This window comes from Photobacterium rosenbergii (assembly GCF_003026455.1).
Classification (GTDB): Bacteria; Pseudomonadota; Gammaproteobacteria; order Enterobacterales; family Vibrionaceae; genus Photobacterium; species Photobacterium rosenbergii.
On the sequence record NZ_PYMB01000018.1, the window covers coordinates 13,041 to 31,919 of the forward strand.

The window sequence follows — 18,879 nt, forward strand, 5'->3', positions numbered from 1 at the left end:
GCCGCTGCGGCCTTTTTTATGCCTGAATCATGGCACGGAATGCCATGATCCATTCTTTATAGATACATTTAATAACAATTTCGTGTGATTAAATGTAAGCCACTTCCGAAATTTCGAACTCACGCGCACCGCCTGGTGTAGTGATAGTCACTTCGTCGTCCTGCATTTTGCCAATCAGGCCACGGGCAATCGGTGAATTCACTGAAATACGACCCGCTTTGATTTCGGCTTCGTCATCACCCACGATTTGGTAAGTCACTTCTTCGTCAGTATCAACATCAATCAGGGTTACAGTCGTGCCGAAGATCACTTTACCTGTGTTCTGCATCTTGGTGACGTCGATAACCTGTGCCACAGACAGCTTGTATTCGATATCACGGATCTGAGCTTCACAGATACCCTGCTCTTCACGGGCAGCGTGGTATTCCGCATTCTCTTTCAGGTCGCCCAGCTCACGCGCTTCACCAATGGCCTGTGAAATGATCGGGCGGCGCTTCATTAGTACTTCTAGCTCTTCACGTAGCAGCTTCTCGCCGCGTACCGTCATTGGAATCTTATCCATAACTCTTATTACCTCAACGCCCGTATAGCCACTGCTATAAAAGGCAAAACAAAGCCTGCCCGGCGGGTTGGCCGGACAAGACGATTACTAATGGGAACACTTCATTCTAAACAAAGATGGCAAAGAGATCACCCTTGTTCATTCAGCAGCATACTTTTGGTGACAGACACTATCGCAACCACGCGAAATCATAAAAATTTCACAAAACATAGGCCTAGCGTATACAGGCTAAAAATTATGCGCCAAAGATCACAAAATCACGCAATAAAACAATTTTAACCACCTAAAAGCACCACAAACAAACCCTAAAAATAGCTAAAAAGCACTTCCATAACCGAACTTTTTTAATCGATGGTAACCACCTGATCTCCAATACATTAAACCTCTAAATCCATTTGGAAATCGTTGAAATAAAGTATTTTTCAGTTTTTTTTACTAACAGATCGGGCCAGAGACCAGTAAAAAGAACAGCATGCATTTAGCACAGATATGCATACAACAAAAAATTCCAAAAGGATTCGACAATGAACAAGAAACTGATTGCTCTAGCAGTAGCAGCAGCATCTATCTCTTCTGTAGCAACAGCAGCAGAAGTTTACTCTGACGAAACTTCTAGCCTAGCAGTAGGCGGTCGTTTTGAAGCTCGTGCAGTATTGAAAGACGACGCAAATGGCGACAGCAAAGTTAACGACGCTACTCGTGTTCGTGTAAACATTGCTGGTAAAACTGACATCACTGACACTGTATACGCTCTAGGTTTCTACGAAGCAGAATACACTGACAAAGACGATGCAGACAAAGTTAACAACCGTCACCTAAACGCAGGTATCGGCGGTGACTTCGGTCAGGTTCGTTACGGTAAGACTGACGGCTCTCTAGGCATGATCACTGACTTCACTGATATCATGTCTTTCCACGGTAACGAAGCTGGTAACAAACTAGCTGCAGCTGACCGTACATCTAACAACCTAGCATACGTTGGTTCTTTCGACCTAGGCGGCGACAACCTAACTGTTAAAGCTAACTACGTATTCGAAGATGGTTCTGAAGACGATGGTTACTCTATCGGCGGTATCTACGCAATGGACATGGGTCTAGCGTTCGGTGCTGGTTACGGTGAGCAAGACGGTCAAGGCCTAAATGCTGACAAGACTGGTAAGCAAGCATTCGGTGCTATCTCTTACACTTTCGGTGACTTCTACGTTGCAGGTCTATACCAAGACTCTCGTAACACTTCTGTATACGAAGGCTTCAACATCGCTGAGTCTCGTGGTTACGAATTTGCTGCAGCATACACATACGGTAAGACTGTATTCGTTGCAACTTACAACTACCTAGAAGATACTGACAAGAGCGCTGATATCCGCGATTCTATCGCAATCGACGCAACTCACTACTTCAACAAGAACTTCCGCACTTACGCGTCATACAAGTTCAACAACCTAGATCAAGATGCTACTGTTGGCATCACTAAAGCACGTACTTCTGACGAGTTCGTTCTAGGTGCACGTTACGACTTCTAATCCAACTTGGATATAGAGTTTTAACACAGCCTTTTATAAACACCGGCCTTCTGGCCGGTGTTTTTTTATATGGTGCCTTCAAAGTACCCTGTTGACTCCTGACCTCTCAGGCTTGCCGTTCTCTGACTTTTTATCTGCCTAATATTGTTTATCATGGGGACAGTAATGTACTCACTCCCTATTCTATAGAAGGCCACCGATGCGTCTGCCATTTCGTCTCTTGCTACTATCAGCAAGCCTAACCGTATTTCCTCATTTGGCCCTTGCAGAACAAGCCACAACAGACCAACCGACAACTCCGGTTGCACTCAAAGCTTATCAGCCCGACTTCAAAGTACTGCCCTACGGGCACGACACTGCATTGATCATCGCGGATGCCAAAACCGGCAACACACTTTTTTCTCAACGTGAGGCACAATATCAGCCACCAGCCAGCACCCAGAAAATGGTGACCGCCCTTGCCGCCCAACTTTATCTTGGTAAGGATTTCCGCTTCATCACCCAACTAGAGCAGCAAAATAACAATGTGATACTGCGTTTTAGCGGTGATCCTTCGCTATCACGCCAGCAACTCTCCGCTTTACTTGGCAAGCTTAAAGCACACTCAGGCTCAACCATTAAAGGGGATCTGCTGCTCAATGGAAGTCAGTTCAGTGGTTACGAGCAAGCACCGGGCTGGCCGTGGGATATATTAGGCGTGTGTTACAGCGCACCTTCGAGCAGCCTTAGCCTAGAGCACAACTGCGTACAAGGGGCGCTATATAGCAACCGTAATGTCGGTGATACCACCCGGGTAAATATTCCGAGCCACCAACCGCTGAAAGTTACAACAGATGCACTGGTGACGACCAAAGAGCGCCTGAAAGCCAACCACTGCGACCTTGAGTTAACAGACAAAGGCAACAACCACTACCACCTAAGCGGCTGTCTGGTTAAGCGAGACAAGCCCCTGCCTCTCAATTTTGCGGTGCAAGATACTGAGGCCTATATCAGCAAGGTAATAAGCGCAGAACTCAAACGACTGGGTATTAAGCTAGAAGGTGATATCAAACGTGACGACAATGCCAAGGGCAAAGTCATTGCCAGTCACCGCTCAGCCCCGCTTAATGAATTGCTCGATACTATGGTCAAGGATTCCGACAACCTGTATGCGGATAACATCGCCAAAACGATTGGTGCCAAGTACTTCAAGCAACCGGGAAGTTTTGCCAATGCTAGCAAGGCGATCAAGGCTATATTGAAAGAGAAAGCCAATATAGATCTAGAGCGGGCAATTATCATTGATGGCTCGGGCCTATCGCGCAACAACCGAATGACAGCTAGCCAGATGATGGAAGTGATCACTTACATCTACAACCATGACGATACGCTCAACCTGCTTGCAACTATGCCCGTCAGCGGCCAAAGCGGTACCCTACGTTACCGCCAGAGTATTCGCCACAAGCCATTGCAAGGAAGGATCCACGCCAAGAGTGGTTCGCTTTATGGTACGTACAACCTGGCAGGTGTTATCAACACCCAATCTGGCAAGACCTTGTTATTTGTTCAGATGGTAAGTAACTACTTCCCGCCGGAGCGTGATGATAGCCTGCCCGCGATTGCCCCACCGATTGAAACCTTCGAGCGAGCGCTTTACCGGGGCTTGTACCAGCAGTACTGATGAAGTAGATACGCTAAACACAAAAAAAAGCGAGAGGCTCATCACCTCTCGCTTTTTTCATGTTCATATCTTTAGCTTGCTAGGCAAGGCCAAGGAAGGCATTTACCGTCTTGAAGTAGATGATCATACCGGTGATATCCACTACTGAGGCCAATACCGGGCTCACCAATACCGCAGGGTCAAGCTTGGCAGCACGGGCAATCATCGGCAAAACGCCACCTACAGTCGTCGATAGGACGACCTGCAGTGAGATAGCGACACCAATGGCCATAGCTATGTCCATCAACTCCATCCCGATAGGCAAGGAAGAGCCATCGCTGAACATCATTACGCGGCCCATGATCACTGCAGCAAGTACGCCTGCGATCATCAGTGCAACGCGGAATTCCTTCCACAATACCTTAGCCCAATCCCGACACCGTATCTCTTCCATTGCCAGTGCACGTACCACCAAGGTAGCCGCCTGCGAACCGGTGTTACCACCAGCTGCTGCGATCACCGGCATGTAAACTGCCAGCAACACCAATTGGCTCAAGGTATCTTCGTAATGCGAGATAATCAGGCCAGAAACAATACCCAGCAATGCCAGACCAACAATCCAGCCAATACGCTCGCGTACGTGGCTAAATACACTGTTTTGCAGGTAGTGGCCCGCTGGCTCTGCTTCAGAGCAGATCAGACCAAGGCCGTTCGCCAAATGGCGCATACATACTTCTTCGTCCATTTCATCCAGCAGATCCAACAGGGTCTGCACGTGACGTAACGGCATTTCACTCAAAATCGCAATCGCTTCTGAAATTGGCATCTTGACCAACAGTTTGGCCTGCTCATCAATGTCATATTTCATAAACGCGTTGCGTGCAGCTAGAACATCGTTCTGAGCTAGTTCTTCATTTACCAGTGCAGCATCGGCTGCATAGTTCATTACCGTCATGGCGAATCTCCCGATTAGCTAGGTCACGGCAACGACCACCAGAACACGCCATACAACGCTATGAATGTGCTAGTCCCTACCTGCAAGCAGCTTGTCAAAAAGCCGAACTGCAGACAGCAAAAAGCCTGTCATTCATCACACATTGGCGAGATTCTATATTGAGATAATGGCTTGGGAAAACCGAGGAAAAGTATGTTTGAAAAGGGTCATCAAAAGATGAGATTGAACAGACTATTCCGAACCTGAGGACAGTTCGGAATCATAGGAGACCGACACCGTTAGCAGGTTTGATTTTCCACCTTCATACTCGGGGGATGGTCGGTATCGTTCATCTAAGTCTCCAAAAAATAAGTATCGCTTATGCGACGCGGCTAATTGTACGCTCTTCAGTTGGGGTTGCAAGGAGATTTTCCGCCACAATTGACACAAATTATTAATGGCGTCACAGATATTCAACACCATGACATTATGGTGAATTCTGCTTTTGGGGAAGGTTTAATTTGGCCTCTGAAAGCATAAAAAACGGCCTGCATCAGCAGGCCGTTTTGTACTGTGTTACGTTCGTAAAAGAGCGATTATGCGTCTTTAATACGAGCGTGTAGTTCTTGTACTGATGTCACCTTGTTACGGTCATCAGCAGCCCAAGCCATACAGGTTGCGAACGCTGCGTTTAGCGTAGTGGTGTAGTTCACCTTCTCAGCCAATGCGCCGCGACGTAGGACTTTAGAGTCTTCGATAGCTTGGCGGCCTTCAGCCGTGTTAACAATGTACGAGTACTCGTTGTTCTTGATACGGTCAAGAATGTGAGGACGACCTTCATGTACCTTGTTGACCAGGCGAGGGTTGATGCCCGCTTCACCTAGCACAACCGCAGTACCGTGGGTAGCATCTAGCTCGTAGCCTTGCTTAACCAGCTTAGAAGCTAGGTCAACAACACGCTGCTTGTCGTTACCGCGAACAGACAGTAGAGCGCGGCCTTTCGCTTGCTTCTCTTTGCCACAGCCTAGTTCAGCTTTGGCAAAAGCTTCTGCGAACGTATCGCCGACACCCATTACCTCACCGGTAGAGCGCATTTCTGGGCCCAACAGTGGGTCAACACCAGGGAACTTGTTGAACGGCAGTACCACTTCTTTTACAGAGTAGTATGGTGGGATGATCTCTTTGGTAAAGCCTTGCGACTCAAGAGATTGGCCAGCCATTACTCGTGCAGCGATTTTCGCCAGTGGTGCACCTGTTGCTTTCGATACAAACGGTACCGTACGTGCAGCACGTGGGTTCACCTCGATAAGGTAAACTTCGTTGTCCTTCACTGCGAACTGGGTGTTCATCAGGCCACGTACACCAAGTTCGAAGGCTAGCTTCTCAACTTGCTGGCGCATCACATCCTGGATTTCCTGGCTTAGAGTGTAAGCAGGTAGTGAACATGCTGAGTCACCTGAGTGAACACCAGCTTGCTCGATGTGCTCCATGATGCCACCGATAACCACGCGCTCACCGTCGCAGATAGCATCGATATCAACTTCTGTTGCATCGTCTAGGAAACGGTCAAGCAGAACCGGCGATTCGTTAGACACGCTAACGGCTTCGTTGAAGTAACGGCGCAGGTCAGCTTCGTCGTAGACGATTTCCATCGCACGGCCACCCAATACGTATGATGGGCGAACAACTAGTGGGAAGCCGATTTCTTTTGACTTCTCAACAGCTTGCTCCATTGTCGTTACGGTTGCGTTTTCCGGCTGTAGCAAGCCTAGGCGCTCAACAGCAGCCTGGAAGCGCTCACGGTCTTCGGCGCGGTCGATAGCATCCGGGCTAGTACCGATGATAGGCACGCCAGCCGCTTCAAGTGCACGGGCTAGTTTCAGCGGAGTCTGGCCACCGTACTGAACGATAACGCCTTTTGGCTTCTCGACGCGTACGATAGACAGTACATCTTCCAGTGTTACCGGCTCGAAGTACAGGCGGTCAGAGGTATCATAATCAGTCGATACAGTCTCTGGGTTACAGTTAACCATGATGGTCTCGTAACCGTCTTCACGTAGTGCCAGAGAGGCGTGAACACAGCAGTAGTCGAATTCGATACCCTGACCGATACGGTTCGGGCCACCGCCCAATACCATGATCTTGTCTTTGTCAGTTGGCTGTGCTTCACATTCTTCATCGTATGATGAGTACATGTAAGCAGTGTCAGAAGAAAACTCAGCCGCACAGGTATCTACACGCTTGTAAACAGGGTGGATATCGTACTGGTCGCGCAGTTTGCGGATTTCAGTCTCAGCAACACCTAGTAGCTTGGCCAAACGTGCATCGGCAAAACCCTTGCGCTTAAGCTTGCGAAGAACATCAGCGTTCAGGCCAGCAAAACCACCCTCTTTCACTTCGCCCTCTAGCTTCACTAGCTCTTCGATTTGAACTAGGAACCAACGGTCGATGTTAGTTAGGTTGAACACGCCATCTACAGATAGGCCTGCACGGAATGCATCAGCAATGTACCAGATACGCTCAGCACCCGCATCTTTCAGCTCGTGACGGATAGTTGTCAGTGCGTCAGGCGCATCTAGGTCAACCATTTCGTCGAAGCCATTCGCGCCAACTTCTAGGCCGCGAAGTGCTTTTTGTAGAGATTCCTGCTGGTTACGACCAATAGCCATTACCTCACCAACTGACTTCATCTGTGTAGTCAGACGGTCGTTTGCACCGGCGAATTTCTCGAAGTTAAAGCGAGGGATCTTGGTAACAACGTAGTCGATAGTTGGTTCGAAGGACGCTGGTGTCGCGCCACCAGTGATGTCGTTCATCAACTCGTCAAGGGTAAAGCCGATAGCCAGTTTCGCTGCCACTTTCGCGATAGGGAAACCTGTTGCTTTAGATGCCAGCGCTGAAGAGCGAGATACACGTGGGTTCATCTCGATGATAACCATACGGCCATCTTTCGGGTTGATACCAAACTGTACGTTTGAACCACCGGTTTCAACACCGATTTCACGCAATACTGCTAGCGATGCGTTACGCATCAGCTGGTATTCTTTGTCTGTTAGGGTCTGCGCCGGTGCCACCGTGATTGAGTCACCGGTGTGGATACCCATAGCATCGAAGTTTTCGATTGAACATACGATGATGCAATTGTCGTTCTTGTCACGAACCACTTCCATCTCGTACTCTTTCCAACCAATCAAAGATTCGTCGATAAGCAGTTCGTTAGTTGGCGACAGGTCCAGGCCACGGCGACAGATTTCTTCGAACTCTTCTTTGTTATAAGCGATACCACCACCGGTACCCCCCATAGTAAACGAAGGACGGATGATACATGGGAAGCCAACCATATCGAGAACTTTGTAAGCTTCTTCCATGGTTTTCGCGGTATCAGCACGTGGACACTCAAGGCCGATTGATTTCATTGCCGCATCGAAGCGAGAGCGGTCTTCGGCTTTGTCGATAGCGTCAGCTGTCGCACCGATCATTTCTACGCCGAACTCTTCCAGTACGCCGTGCTTCTCAAGATCCAGCGCACAGTTCAGTGCTGTCTGGCCACCCATAGTCGGTAGTACCGCATCTGGGCGCTCTTTTTCGATGATCTTGCGTACAACTTCCCAGTGGATTGGCTCGATGTATGTTGCATCAGCCATCTCTGGGTCAGTCATGATGGTTGCTGGGTTCGAGTTAACCAGGATAACTCGGTAGCCTTCTTCACGTAGGGCTTTACACGCCTGGGCACCTGAGTAGTCAAACTCACATGCCTGGCCGATAACGATCGGGCCAGCACCTAGGATTAGAACACTTTTAATATCAGTACGTTTTGGCATTGCTTAATTACTCCGGCTTAGGCGCTGTGCTGCTTAATTAGGTCGATGAAGTGATCAAATAGTGGCGCTGCATCGTGCGGGCCTGGGCTTGCTTCAGGGTGACCCTGGAAGCTAAAGGCAGGCTTGTCAGTACGATGGATACCCTGTAGCGAACCGTCGAACAGTGACTTATGGGTCGCACGAAGGTTTTCTGGCAGCGTTGCTTCATCAGCGGCAAAGCCGTGGTTCTGGGAGGTGATCATCACCACATCACGGTCAAGATCTTTAACCGGGTGGTTAGCACCGTGGTGACCAAATTTCATTTTCACCGTTTGTGCACCTGAGGCCAGCGCAAGGATCTGGTGGCCAAGGCAGATACCGAAAATTGGTAGGCCTTTTTCTAGGAACACTTTTGTTGCTTCAATTGCATAAGTACATGGCTCTGGGTCACCAGGGCCGTTTGACAGGAAGACACCGTCTGGGTTCAGGGCCAGTACTTCTTCAGCTGAAGTCTGGGCAGGAACAACAGTCAGGCGGCAGCCACGGTCAACCAGCATGCGCAGGATATTGCGCTTGGCACCGAAATCGTAAGCCACAACGTGGTATGGCAGCTCGCTGTCATCTTTCGCTTCTGGCAGGCCGCCTTCTAGCGTCCATGAACCTTGTTTCCATTGGTAAGCTTCAGAAGTTGTCACTTCTTTAGCCAGATCCATACCTTTCAGGCCCGGGAACTCTTTCGCCTTCGCCAGTGCTAGCGCTTCGTCCAGGTTGTTACCCGCTACAATGCAACCGTTCTGTGCACCTTTCTCGCGCAGTAGACGAGTTAGCTTACGGGTATCAATATCGGCGATGCCAACGATGTTCTGGGATTTCAGATAATCAGAAAGGGACTGCTGATTACGGAAGTTAGAAGCGATAAGAGGGAGGTCGCGAATCACCAAGCCTTGCGCATGGATTGAGGAGGATTCTTCGTCTTCGGAATTAGTTCCGGTATTGCCAATATGAGGATAAGTAAGAGTAACAATCTGCTGAGAATAAGAAGGGTCGGTGAGAATTTCCTGATACCCCGTCATCGAGGTATTAAAAACAACTTCACCAACGGCCGAACCATCTGCCCCAATGGACACGCCGCGGAACACTGTCCCATCTTCCAGGACTAACAGCGCTGATTTGCTCAAGACAACCTCCAAAAATATAAAAATGCAGTTAAAACAGATAAAGTTGCAATTACCCATTCCATACAAAGTCAAAACGCGAGTCAAGCCGAATTTTGACAAATTGCGCGCATTCTAGAGACGGTATCGAAATCTGTCAACAGATCACGAAAAATAAATTTATTTTTTAGCCTGCCCACCACTAAAACCAGCAAAGACGGGCAAAACGTTAAGAAAACCCCACCTTTTAACGGTTCTTTTTTCTACCCAGATCCAGTTTATCGTTTGCCTAAATTCAACCAAAAGCAAAAACAAAAAACTCTCGGCTTGATGCGAAAACACGCCAACTTTACCGATCATTTTGGACAGGTAACCAAAAAATTATAACAAAGCCAATAAAATAAACACTAAAAGCAGGAAAATACCGTCAATTTAAGAAAAAGCGGACAACGCGTACACTGACCGACAACAAAGTGGCTGATTATGCACTCACTAAGCATATCGCCCACTTCAAAAAGCGACAAAAATCCCCTGTGGGTATATTGCGCACCTTTTGCTTTTTACGTTTTTTGGTTAAGACCACCTGTCCAGCATAGTCGACAGGTATAAAAAAACCGGCCATCTGGCCGGTTTTTTAACATTCATTACAGCTCATCGAGCCCTAGCACATCATGCATGGTATAGAAGCCCGCCGACTTGCTATTGAGCCACGCCGCTGCGCGGACAGCGCCGCTAGCAAAGGTCATTCTATCCGTCGCCTTATGGGTGATTTCCACCCGTTCGCCGATATCAGCAAACATTGCGGTGTGCTCACCGACGATGTCGCCAGCGCGGATCGTCGCAAAACCAATCTCATCACGGCTTCGCTCACCAGTGATCCCTTCGCGGGCGTAAACAGCCACATCGCTCAGTTTGTTACCCATGGCACCGGCAATTGCCTCACCCATACCGATCGCGGTACCAGACGGGGCATCAACCTTATGGCGGTGGTGGGCTTCAATGACTTCGATATCGCAGTAATCGCCCATTACCTTGGCAGCTTTTTCCAACAGTTTGAACACCAGGTTAACACCGACACTGTAGTTTGGTGCCATCACAACAGGCACTGATTCGGCAGCCTTATCGATCTGGGCACGCTCTTCATCACTGAAGCCCGTCGTACCGATAACAATTTTCTTGCCATGCTGCTGGCAAAAAGCCAGGTTAGCCAAGGTTGCTACTGGTGCAGTGAAGTCGATAAGTACATCAAAGTCATCAGTTGCCTTGACCAAATCCTCGACGATGATCACCGATACCGGACCAATACCTGCCAACTCACCGGCATCGGCACCAATCAATGTCGACTCAGGACGCTCGGTCGCTGCACCCAATACTGCCTGCTCGGACAAATGTGTCGCTTTTAGTAGCTGACGGCCCATACGTCCTGCCGCGCCAGCAATCGCAATTCTCACCATTGCGCTTTATCTCCCTGGTTCTATGTTCTCTATGCTCCCCAATGTAGCCTGTTGAGAAAGATAAAAAAAGCCCCAGCAATGGCTGGGGCTGATAAATTCACTAAACCGACCTTAGGTCGAGGATGGTTAGACGTTCTTAACCTGCAATTCACGAGGTACTTCGAAGAACATGTTCTCTTCACGACCGGTCAACTCATCAACACTGGCATCGGTCAGAGTCTGGATGCGGGCAATGATCTGGTTCACTAGCTCTTCAGGTGCCGATGCACCTGCAGTAATACCGATTTTCGCTTTACCTTCAAACCACGCCTGATCAACATCTTCAGGGCAATCGGTCAGATAACCTGGTGTACCCAGTTTCTCTGCCAGTTCACGCAGGCGGTTCGAGTTTGACGAGTTCTTCGACCCCACTACGATCATCACATCAACATCGGTCGACATTTCGCGCACGGCATCCTGGCGGTTTTGGGTCGCGTAGCAAATATCATCTTTACGTGGGCCCTGGATCTCCGGGAATACCTCACGTAGTTTGTCGATTACATCCGCCGTCTCATCAACTGACAGGGTTGTCTGGCTGACGTAGTGCAAATTGCTCGGATCTTTGACAGTTAGCGTCTCAACATCTTCTGGTTTCTCGACCAGATACATGCCACCAGCCTCACTCGCATACTGCCCCATGGTGCCTTCAACTTCTGGGTGTCCGGCATGGCCGATTAACACCACTTCCATATTGCGGCGACTGGCACGCGCCACTTCCATATGGACCTTGGTCACCAACGGGCAGGTTGCATCGAAGACCGTCAATTGACGGGCCTTGGCTTCGTTGCGTACAGCCTGCGATACCCCATGGGCGGAGAAAATCACAATATTGTCATCCGGCACTTCGTGCAGTTCTTCGACAAAAATGGCACCGCGCTGCTTCAACCCCTCGACCACAAAGCGGTTGTGCACCACTTCATGGCGGACATAAATTGGCGGCTGGTACATTTCCAGCGCACGCTCAACAATACTGATGGCTCGGTCTACACCGGCACAAAAACCCCGAGGGTTCGCGAGTAAGATTTTCATTGCTAACTGCTCTTAGTTTTCAATGGCAACGACTTCAACTTCGAAAGTCACACGCTGCCCTGCAAGCGGGTGATTGAAATCAACGGTCACAGAGTCACCGAGAACTTCTGTAATGATGCCCGGGATATCACTGCCGTCTGGACCGGCAAAAGCGATAATATTGCCGACCTCGGCCGGGGCATCAGTACCAAATTTGGTACGGTCAACATGGTGGATGTTATCTGGGTTTGGCAAGCCAAACGCATCTTCCGGTTCAAGGTCGAAGCTGCTCTTCTGCCCTTGCACCAAGCCCAGCAGACATTTTTCGAAATTATCTGTCAGGCTGCCATCCCCCATTCTAAACTTTGCCGGTTTGCCCATTGCCTGGGTTGAATCTGCCACAGAACCATCTTCTAATTTGATGGCAAAGTGCATGAGAACTTCACTGCTTTCCGTAATGACCGACATGTAGGGTTCCTTTCTCTTTAGTTATACCCGCCCATTTAACAACAAAGCGCCGCCCGTATCAACGGACGGCGCTTAGGGATATAAGCCAAGATCGAGGTTAGTGCTTAACGGCTTGCTTTTTCTTGTCTTTATCAGACAAGAATCCATCAAGGATAATCAAGCCTGCACCAATACAAATGCCCATGTCGGCAATATTGAATGCCGGCCAGTGGTAAGTCCCGACATAAAAGTCGAGGAAATCGACCACATAGCCATGGTACAGACGATCAAACAGATTACCCAATGCCCCACCAATGATTAGGGCATAGGAGATATTAGCCAGTTTCTGCTTGGCCGGAAGCTTGCGCATCCAGAATACCAGCATGGCACAAACCCCAAGGGCTATCGCCGCAAACAGCCAACGCTGCCAACCGCCAGCATCACTCAAAAAACTAAAAGCCGCCCCGGTATTGTGGACGTACAGCAGATTAAAGAATGGCAGCAGTTCAATACGGTTTGGCCAACCGTACTCCATGGTGTTCATCACCAGCAGCTTACTGCCGATATCAACAATGAACACCAGAGCCGCTAGCCATAGCCAACGAACTCCAGATTGCTTCAGCGATAGTCCGTTTTCAGACGATAACTTACTCATTAGGCAAACTTACGCTCTTCACCTTCACCTTCGACATTGCTGACACAGCGGCCACACACTTCTTCGTGGCCTTCGATAGTGCCAACATCGGCAACGTGATGCCAACAACGGTCACACTTCGCCGCCTCTGATGCTTTCACGGTTACAAACAAACCTTCAACGTCAGTCTCCTGAGCGCCTTCTGGCTTGCTATCTGCAACAACCACCTCTGCTTTAGAGGTTAGCAAAACAAAGCGTAGTTCATCTTCCAACTTGTTCAGCTTGGCAGCAAGAGCTTCAGATGCGTGTAGCGTTACTTCAGCCTGTAGCGCACCACCGATGACTTTGTCCTTACGTGCACCTTCAAGCAGCTTGTTCACCGCGCCACGTACAGTTTGGATTTCAGACCAGAACTCATTGTTCAGCTCTTCGCCTTCGGTTAGACCGAACAGACCTTCGAACCACTCACCAGTGAACACGAACTTGTCGCGCTGGCCTGGCATTTCGTTCCAGATCTCATCAGCAGTGAACGACATGATTGGTGCCATCCAACGAACCAGTGCTTCTACGATGTAGTATAGTGCGGTCTGGCAGCTACGCTGGGCATGACCACCACGCTTCGCGGTGTACTGACGGTCTTTGACCACATCCAGGTAGAATGAGCCCATTTCAACCGAACAGAACTGCATCAGACGCTGAGTTACCGCGTGTAGGTTGTACTCATCGTAAGCTTTGATGATTTCTTCCTGCGCAGCCATCGCACGGCCAACAGCCCAGCGATCCAGTGCAACCATCTCTTCTGGTGCTACTAGGTCAGTATCAGGGTTGAAACCACTTAGGTTCGCTAGGAAGAAGCGAGAAGTGTTACGGATACGACGGTAAGCATCCGCAGAACGCTTCAGGATTTCATCAGAAACCGCAACTTCACCAGTGTAGTCAGTCGACGCAACCCATAGGCGCAGGATGTCAGCACCCAGCTTGTTGGTCACATCTTTCGGTGCCACAACGTTACCGATTGATTTCGACATCTTACGGCCCTGGCCATCAACCACGAAACCGTGGGTCAGCACTTGCTTGTAGGGAGCCTCGCCTTTCATCGCCACTGAAGAGATCAGTGAAGACTGGAACCAACCACGGTGCTGGTCAGAACCTTCTAGGTATAGATCAGCGCTGTTGCCGTTGTACTCTTCGCGGCTATCAACCACAGAGAAGTGGGTCACACCCGAGTCAAACCAGACATCTAGGGTATCCAGTACTTTTTCGTACTTGGTTGCATCTTCTTCACCCATGATCTCTGCAGGGTCAAGATCCCACCATGCCTGGATACCTTTTTGCTCAACAAGTTGTGCAACCTTCTCGATCAGCTCTGAGCTGTTCGGGTGAAGATCTTGCGTTTCTTTGTGAACAAACAGGGCAATTGGCACACCCCAGGTACGCTGACGTGAGATACACCACTCAGGACGACCTTCAACCATACCTTCGATACGGCTCTGGCCCCACTCTGGCATCCACTCAACCGCTTTGATTTCTTCAAGTGCTTTAGCACGTAGGCCAGCTTGATCCATCGAGATGAACCACTGTGGCGTAGCACGGAAGATGATTGGCGTCTTGTGGCGCCAGCAGTGTGGGTAGCTGTGCTCGTAAGCATGGTGATGCAGAAGCGCACCGTGCTCTTTCAATGTTTCGACAACGGCATCGTTGGCTTTGAATACGTGCTGACCGGCAAATAGCTCAGTATCCGGTAGGTAAACACCATTGCTACCTACAGGGTTAGCTACTTCAAGGCCGTACTTCTGGCCTACCGCGAAGTCTTCCTGACCGTGGCCCGGTGCTGTGTGTACACAACCCGTACCTGATTCAGTCGTTACGTGATCACCAAGGATTACCGGTACAGTAAAGCTGTAGAACGGGTGGTTGAATTGCATCAACTCCAGATCGGCACCTTTACAGAAGCCAAGGTTGTGGAAATGCTCGATACCTGCACGGTCCAGCACATCTTTCGCCAGTTCAGAAGCAACGATCAGACGCTCTTTCTTCTCGCCTTCAACTTGGATAAGTACGTATTCCAAGTCATCACGTACTGCCACCGCGCGGTTGGCAGGCAATGTCCAAGGCGTTGTGGTCCAGATAACGATTGAGATATCGCCTTCACCGGCATGGCCGTCAGCGCACTGGAACTTAGCAACAGTTGCAGCTTCGTCAGCCGCTTTGAAGCGCACATCGATAGATGGAGAGACTTTGTCTTTGTATTCCACTTCAGCTTCCGCCAGTGCAGAACCACAGTCTGTACACCAGTGAACAGGCTTGAAGCCTTTTAGCAGGTGGCCCTGATCGGCAATCTTGCCCAGAGAACGGATGATGTTGGCTTCAGTGCCAAAATCCATAGTGCGGTATGGCTTGTCCCACTCACCCAAAACACCTAGGCGTACAAAGCTTTCTTTCTGGCCTTCAACCTGACCGGCAGCATAAGTGCGGCACTTCTCGCGGAATTCCGCAGCAGTAACCTTGTGGCCCGGTTTGCCGACTTTCTTCTCTACCATCAGTTCGATAGGAAGACCGTGACAGTCCCAACCAGGAATGTATGGTGCATCAAAGCCTGACAGAGTCTTTGACTTAATAATAATGTCTTTAAGAATCTTGTTTAGCGCGTGACCAATGTGAATATCACCGTTGGCATATGGAGGGCCATCGTGTAGTACGAAGGATTTCTTACCCTTCTTGGCTTTACGAATTTCACCGTAAAGATCTTCATCGTACCAACGCTTAAGCATTGCAGGCTCACGCTGAGCTAGGTTGCCTCGCATCGGAAACCCTGTTTCAGGCAGGTTCAGGGTATCTTTATAGTCGCTCATTGATTCTCGATTCCGTTACTTGGGCGAAGTTGGACATTATTACGCTCAGCCAGCCACACCCGTGCTGACTGCGCATCACGCTCGATTTGTGCTTTTAACGCATCAAATGATTCAAATTTTATCTCGTCGCGCAACTTATGACAGAGCACAACGTCAATCTGGGCCCCGTAGAGATCAGATTGGAAATCAAACAGGTGTACTTCCAATTGGCGGCGTACACCGTTTACCGTCGGCCGACGACCAACATTGGCAACCCCAGCAAGCGGAGTCTCTGCCACGCCGTGGACTTCGACGGCATAAACGCCAGAAACCGGAGAGACCCGGCGTTTAAGTGGGACGTTAGCTGTCGGAAAACCGATAGTCCGCCCTAATTTTCGACCATGGGAAACGCGCCCGCTAATACTGAACGGACGTCCTAGCATGGACTCTGCCAGCGCAAGCTTATCGTCGGCCAATGCCTGACGGATAGCGGTGCTGCTGACACGCTGCTCTGAGACACAGAAGCTCTGGGTACTCACCACAGTAAAACCATATTCTTTCCCGGCAGCTTCTAGCATCGCGAAATCACCGCTACGGCCTTTACCGAAGCGAAAATCGTCGCCAACTACCAGAAACTTAACACCCAATTGCTCAACCAACAAGCGGCGGACAAAATCTTGTGCCGTCAAACTGGCAAAGTGACGATTGAAATTGACACACAGGAAACGCTCCAAACCTTGCTCTTTCAAGCGTAAGTATTTGTCACGAAAGCGAGTTAATCGCGCTGGTGCCTTATCGCCGGCAAACAGCTCCTGAGGCTGGGGTTCAAAGCTCATCACTGTCGCCGGACAGCCAAGCGCCTTCGCCTTGGCCATGACATTGCTAAGCACTGCCTGGTGACCTAGGTGAACACCATCAAAATTACCAATCGTCAGCACACAACCACGGTGCTCGGGCTGGATATTATGTATTCCTCGGATCAATTCCATGCGTCAAGTTCATTTTCGCAGAGTGAAAAACTGACGGATTATATACTACTCTGAACCCATCATACCAATCTGAATCATATTCAGGCGATTTTGCGGGTAAATTATCACCACCCGCAATACCATTTAACTCGCGGCCTTTAGGTGGCGGGGACGCACGCCCATCAACATCACAGCAACCAGGTATACCCCGGCACCAGCACCAATAAGACCAGCCAACCACAGCGCGCGATTAGCCAAAGTCCACTCCAGCCACACAGCCATCTCAGGCAGAAGCCACAACAGGGTGCTGACCATCGCAGTACCCGCGACGACGAGGCGCAGGACGAACCACAGGGTTTCACCCGTCACCTTGTACACGCCAGTAATGTGCAGGCCACGGTAAAGCAGGGCTGCGTTAACCAATGCCGACAGTGCCGTTGCCATCGCCAGGCCCACATAGCCATAGAAATAAGCGAAGATGGCATTGAAGAACATGTTGGTTACCATCGCAACGATACCAAACTTCACCGGGGTTTTAGTATCCTGCCTTGCGTAGTAACCCGGTGCCAATACTTTGATCAACATAAAGTTAAGCAAGCCAGAGGCATAAGCCAGCAGTGACATGGACGCCATCTGCACATCGTTGGGGCTGAATTCGCCGCGCATAAACAGCACCATCAGCATCGGCTTGGCCAACACCATCAACCCGAGCATGGCTGGGATCCCCAGCAGCAGTACCATGCGCACGCCCCAGTCCATAGTATGGGCAAATTGCTCCGGGCTTTGGTCCACGTGCTTACGCGACAGCGCCGGTAGGATCACCGTGGCAATGGCGATACCGAACAAACCCAGTGGGAACTCCAGCAAGCGGTCTGAATAATACAGCCAACTGATAGAGCCTGTTGTCAGGAAACTGGCAATAAAAGTATCAAACAACAAGTTGATTTGGCTAACAGAAACACCGAACAGGGCCGGGATCATCAAGGTACGGATCTTTACCACCCCAGGGTCATTCCATCCCCATTTCGGTTTGACCAGCATCCCTTCTTTATACAAGAACGGTAGCTGGAACAGGAACTGGATCAGGCCACCGAGGAAGACCCCGAGCGCCAGGCCAATTTCCGGTTGGCTCAAGTTCGGTGACACAAACCATGCACACCCAATGATCGCCACGTTTAGAAATACCGGGGTAAATGAGGAAACCGCAAACTTACCCAAGGTGTTGAGGATCGCCCCCGACAACGCCACAAAGGTAATAAACCATAGGTAAGGGAAGGTGATTTTCAGCAACAGGCTTGCCAGCTCGAACTTAGGCGCTGATGGGCCATCATTGAGCCAATCGATAAACCAACCTGCACCAAACAAGGCAGTCACGACACCAGAGCCTAAGATGCCCAACAGTGTGACAATCGAAACAATCACCCCCAAGGTGCCCGAGGCCCTCGCAATCAACTGGCGGGTGCGGTCCATCTCGCCGGATGCATGATATTCCGTTAGTACCGGGACGAAAGCCTGTGAGAAGGCGCCTTCGGCAAATAGCCGCCGTAGGAAGTTAGGGATTTTGTTGGCGAAGAAGAAAACATCGGCCGCCGCCCCGGCCCCCATCAGGTTGGCGACAACCACATCGCGCACCAAACCAAGCACTCGAGAGACCAATGTCATGGTGCTGACAATCAATCCTGAGCGCAAAAGACGCTTGCTCACAAAAAAAACCTCATAAAGATGGCCCCAAAAGGTGACTTCCGTTGCCAAATGCTGGTAAAATCTGCCGCCATATTAACCGTGTTAATCCGCAAGTGCCAATTCAATTGGTTAGGCGGTTATTTGCACAAATCATTTGACAATCTTTGGCTAAACAGGCATAGTCCTCGGCCTTAAAATGTCAC

Annotated in this window: 13 protein-coding genes; 2 read left to right on the forward strand and 11 right to left on the reverse strand. The window is 49.8% G+C overall.

All coding sequences use genetic code 11. The features are described 5' to 3' along the window. Positions 1 to 88: 88 nt before the first annotated feature. Complete coding sequence (gene greA, locus C9J01_RS22325) at positions 89 to 562, reverse strand: transcription elongation factor GreA (RefSeq protein ID WP_107300351.1); 474 nt, start codon at positions 560 to 562, stop codon at positions 89 to 91. A gap of 524 nt (positions 563 to 1,086) precedes the next feature. Between greA and C9J01_RS22330 the strand changes: the two genes are divergently transcribed. Together C9J01_RS22330 and dacB are read left to right on the forward strand one after the other, a co-directional pair. Beyond that, the gene (locus C9J01_RS22330) at positions 1,087 to 2,085 is read left to right on the forward strand and encodes a porin (RefSeq protein WP_107300352.1); all 999 of its coding nucleotides are present in this window, start codon (positions 1,087 to 1,089) and stop codon (positions 2,083 to 2,085) included. Positions 2,086 to 2,284: 199 nt separating this feature from the next. Beyond that, entirely contained in the window at positions 2,285 to 3,745 is a 1,461-nt protein-coding gene (gene dacB, locus C9J01_RS22335) for a serine-type D-Ala-D-Ala carboxypeptidase (protein ID WP_107300353.1), read from the forward strand. Between the two features lie 79 nt (positions 3,746 to 3,824). On the opposite strand, the gene C9J01_RS22340 is transcribed toward dacB, so the two are convergent. The 10 genes from C9J01_RS22340 to murJ all read right to left on the reverse strand — a co-directional run bounded on the left by C9J01_RS22340 (position 3,825) and on the right by murJ (position 18,697). Beyond that, positions 3,825 to 4,679, reverse strand: coding sequence for a magnesium transporter (locus tag C9J01_RS22340; RefSeq protein ID WP_039469631.1), 855 nt, complete (start codon positions 4,677 to 4,679; stop codon positions 3,825 to 3,827). A gap of 575 nt (positions 4,680 to 5,254) precedes the next feature. Beyond that, on the reverse strand, positions 5,255 to 8,479 hold the full coding sequence (gene carB / locus C9J01_RS22345) for a carbamoyl-phosphate synthase large subunit (protein WP_039469628.1): 3,225 nt from the start codon (positions 8,477 to 8,479) through the stop codon (positions 5,255 to 5,257). Positions 8,480 to 8,496: 17 nt separating this feature from the next. Then, the gene (gene carA, locus C9J01_RS22350; RefSeq protein ID WP_107300354.1) at positions 8,497 to 9,636 is read right to left on the reverse strand and encodes a glutamine-hydrolyzing carbamoyl-phosphate synthase small subunit; all 1,140 of its coding nucleotides are present in this window, start codon (positions 9,634 to 9,636) and stop codon (positions 8,497 to 8,499) included. 620 nt (positions 9,637 to 10,256) lie between these two features. Continuing rightward, positions 10,257 to 11,066, reverse strand: coding sequence for a 4-hydroxy-tetrahydrodipicolinate reductase (dapB, locus tag C9J01_RS22360; protein WP_107300356.1), 810 nt, complete (start codon positions 11,064 to 11,066; stop codon positions 10,257 to 10,259). Between the two features lie 126 nt (positions 11,067 to 11,192). Then, positions 11,193 to 12,134, reverse strand: a complete 942-nt coding sequence (gene ispH / locus C9J01_RS22365) for a 4-hydroxy-3-methylbut-2-enyl diphosphate reductase (protein ID WP_107300357.1) — start codon at positions 12,132 to 12,134, stop codon at positions 11,193 to 11,195. A gap of 12 nt (positions 12,135 to 12,146) precedes the next feature. Continuing rightward, the gene (gene fkpB / locus C9J01_RS22370; protein WP_107300358.1) at positions 12,147 to 12,581 is read right to left on the reverse strand and encodes an FKBP-type peptidyl-prolyl cis-trans isomerase; all 435 of its coding nucleotides are present in this window, start codon (positions 12,579 to 12,581) and stop codon (positions 12,147 to 12,149) included. Positions 12,582 to 12,678: 97 nt separating this feature from the next. After that, the gene (gene lspA, locus C9J01_RS22375) at positions 12,679 to 13,215 is read right to left on the reverse strand and encodes a signal peptidase II (RefSeq protein ID WP_107300359.1); all 537 of its coding nucleotides are present in this window, start codon (positions 13,213 to 13,215) and stop codon (positions 12,679 to 12,681) included. Further along, positions 13,215 to 16,046: an isoleucine--tRNA ligase gene (ileS, locus tag C9J01_RS22380; protein ID WP_107300360.1), complete on the reverse strand. Its 2,832-nt coding sequence runs from the start codon at positions 16,044 to 16,046 to the stop codon at positions 13,215 to 13,217. The genes lspA and ileS overlap by 1 nt, the downstream gene beginning before the upstream one ends. Continuing rightward, entirely contained in the window at positions 16,043 to 17,014 is a 972-nt protein-coding gene (gene ribF / locus C9J01_RS22385) for a bifunctional riboflavin kinase/FAD synthetase (protein WP_107300361.1), read from the reverse strand. The genes ileS and ribF overlap by 4 nt, the downstream gene beginning before the upstream one ends. 123 nt (positions 17,015 to 17,137) lie before the next feature. Further along, complete coding sequence (gene murJ, locus C9J01_RS22390) at positions 17,138 to 18,697, reverse strand: murein biosynthesis integral membrane protein MurJ (RefSeq protein ID WP_107300362.1); 1,560 nt, start codon at positions 18,695 to 18,697, stop codon at positions 17,138 to 17,140. Positions 18,698 to 18,879: the final 182 nt, after the last annotated feature.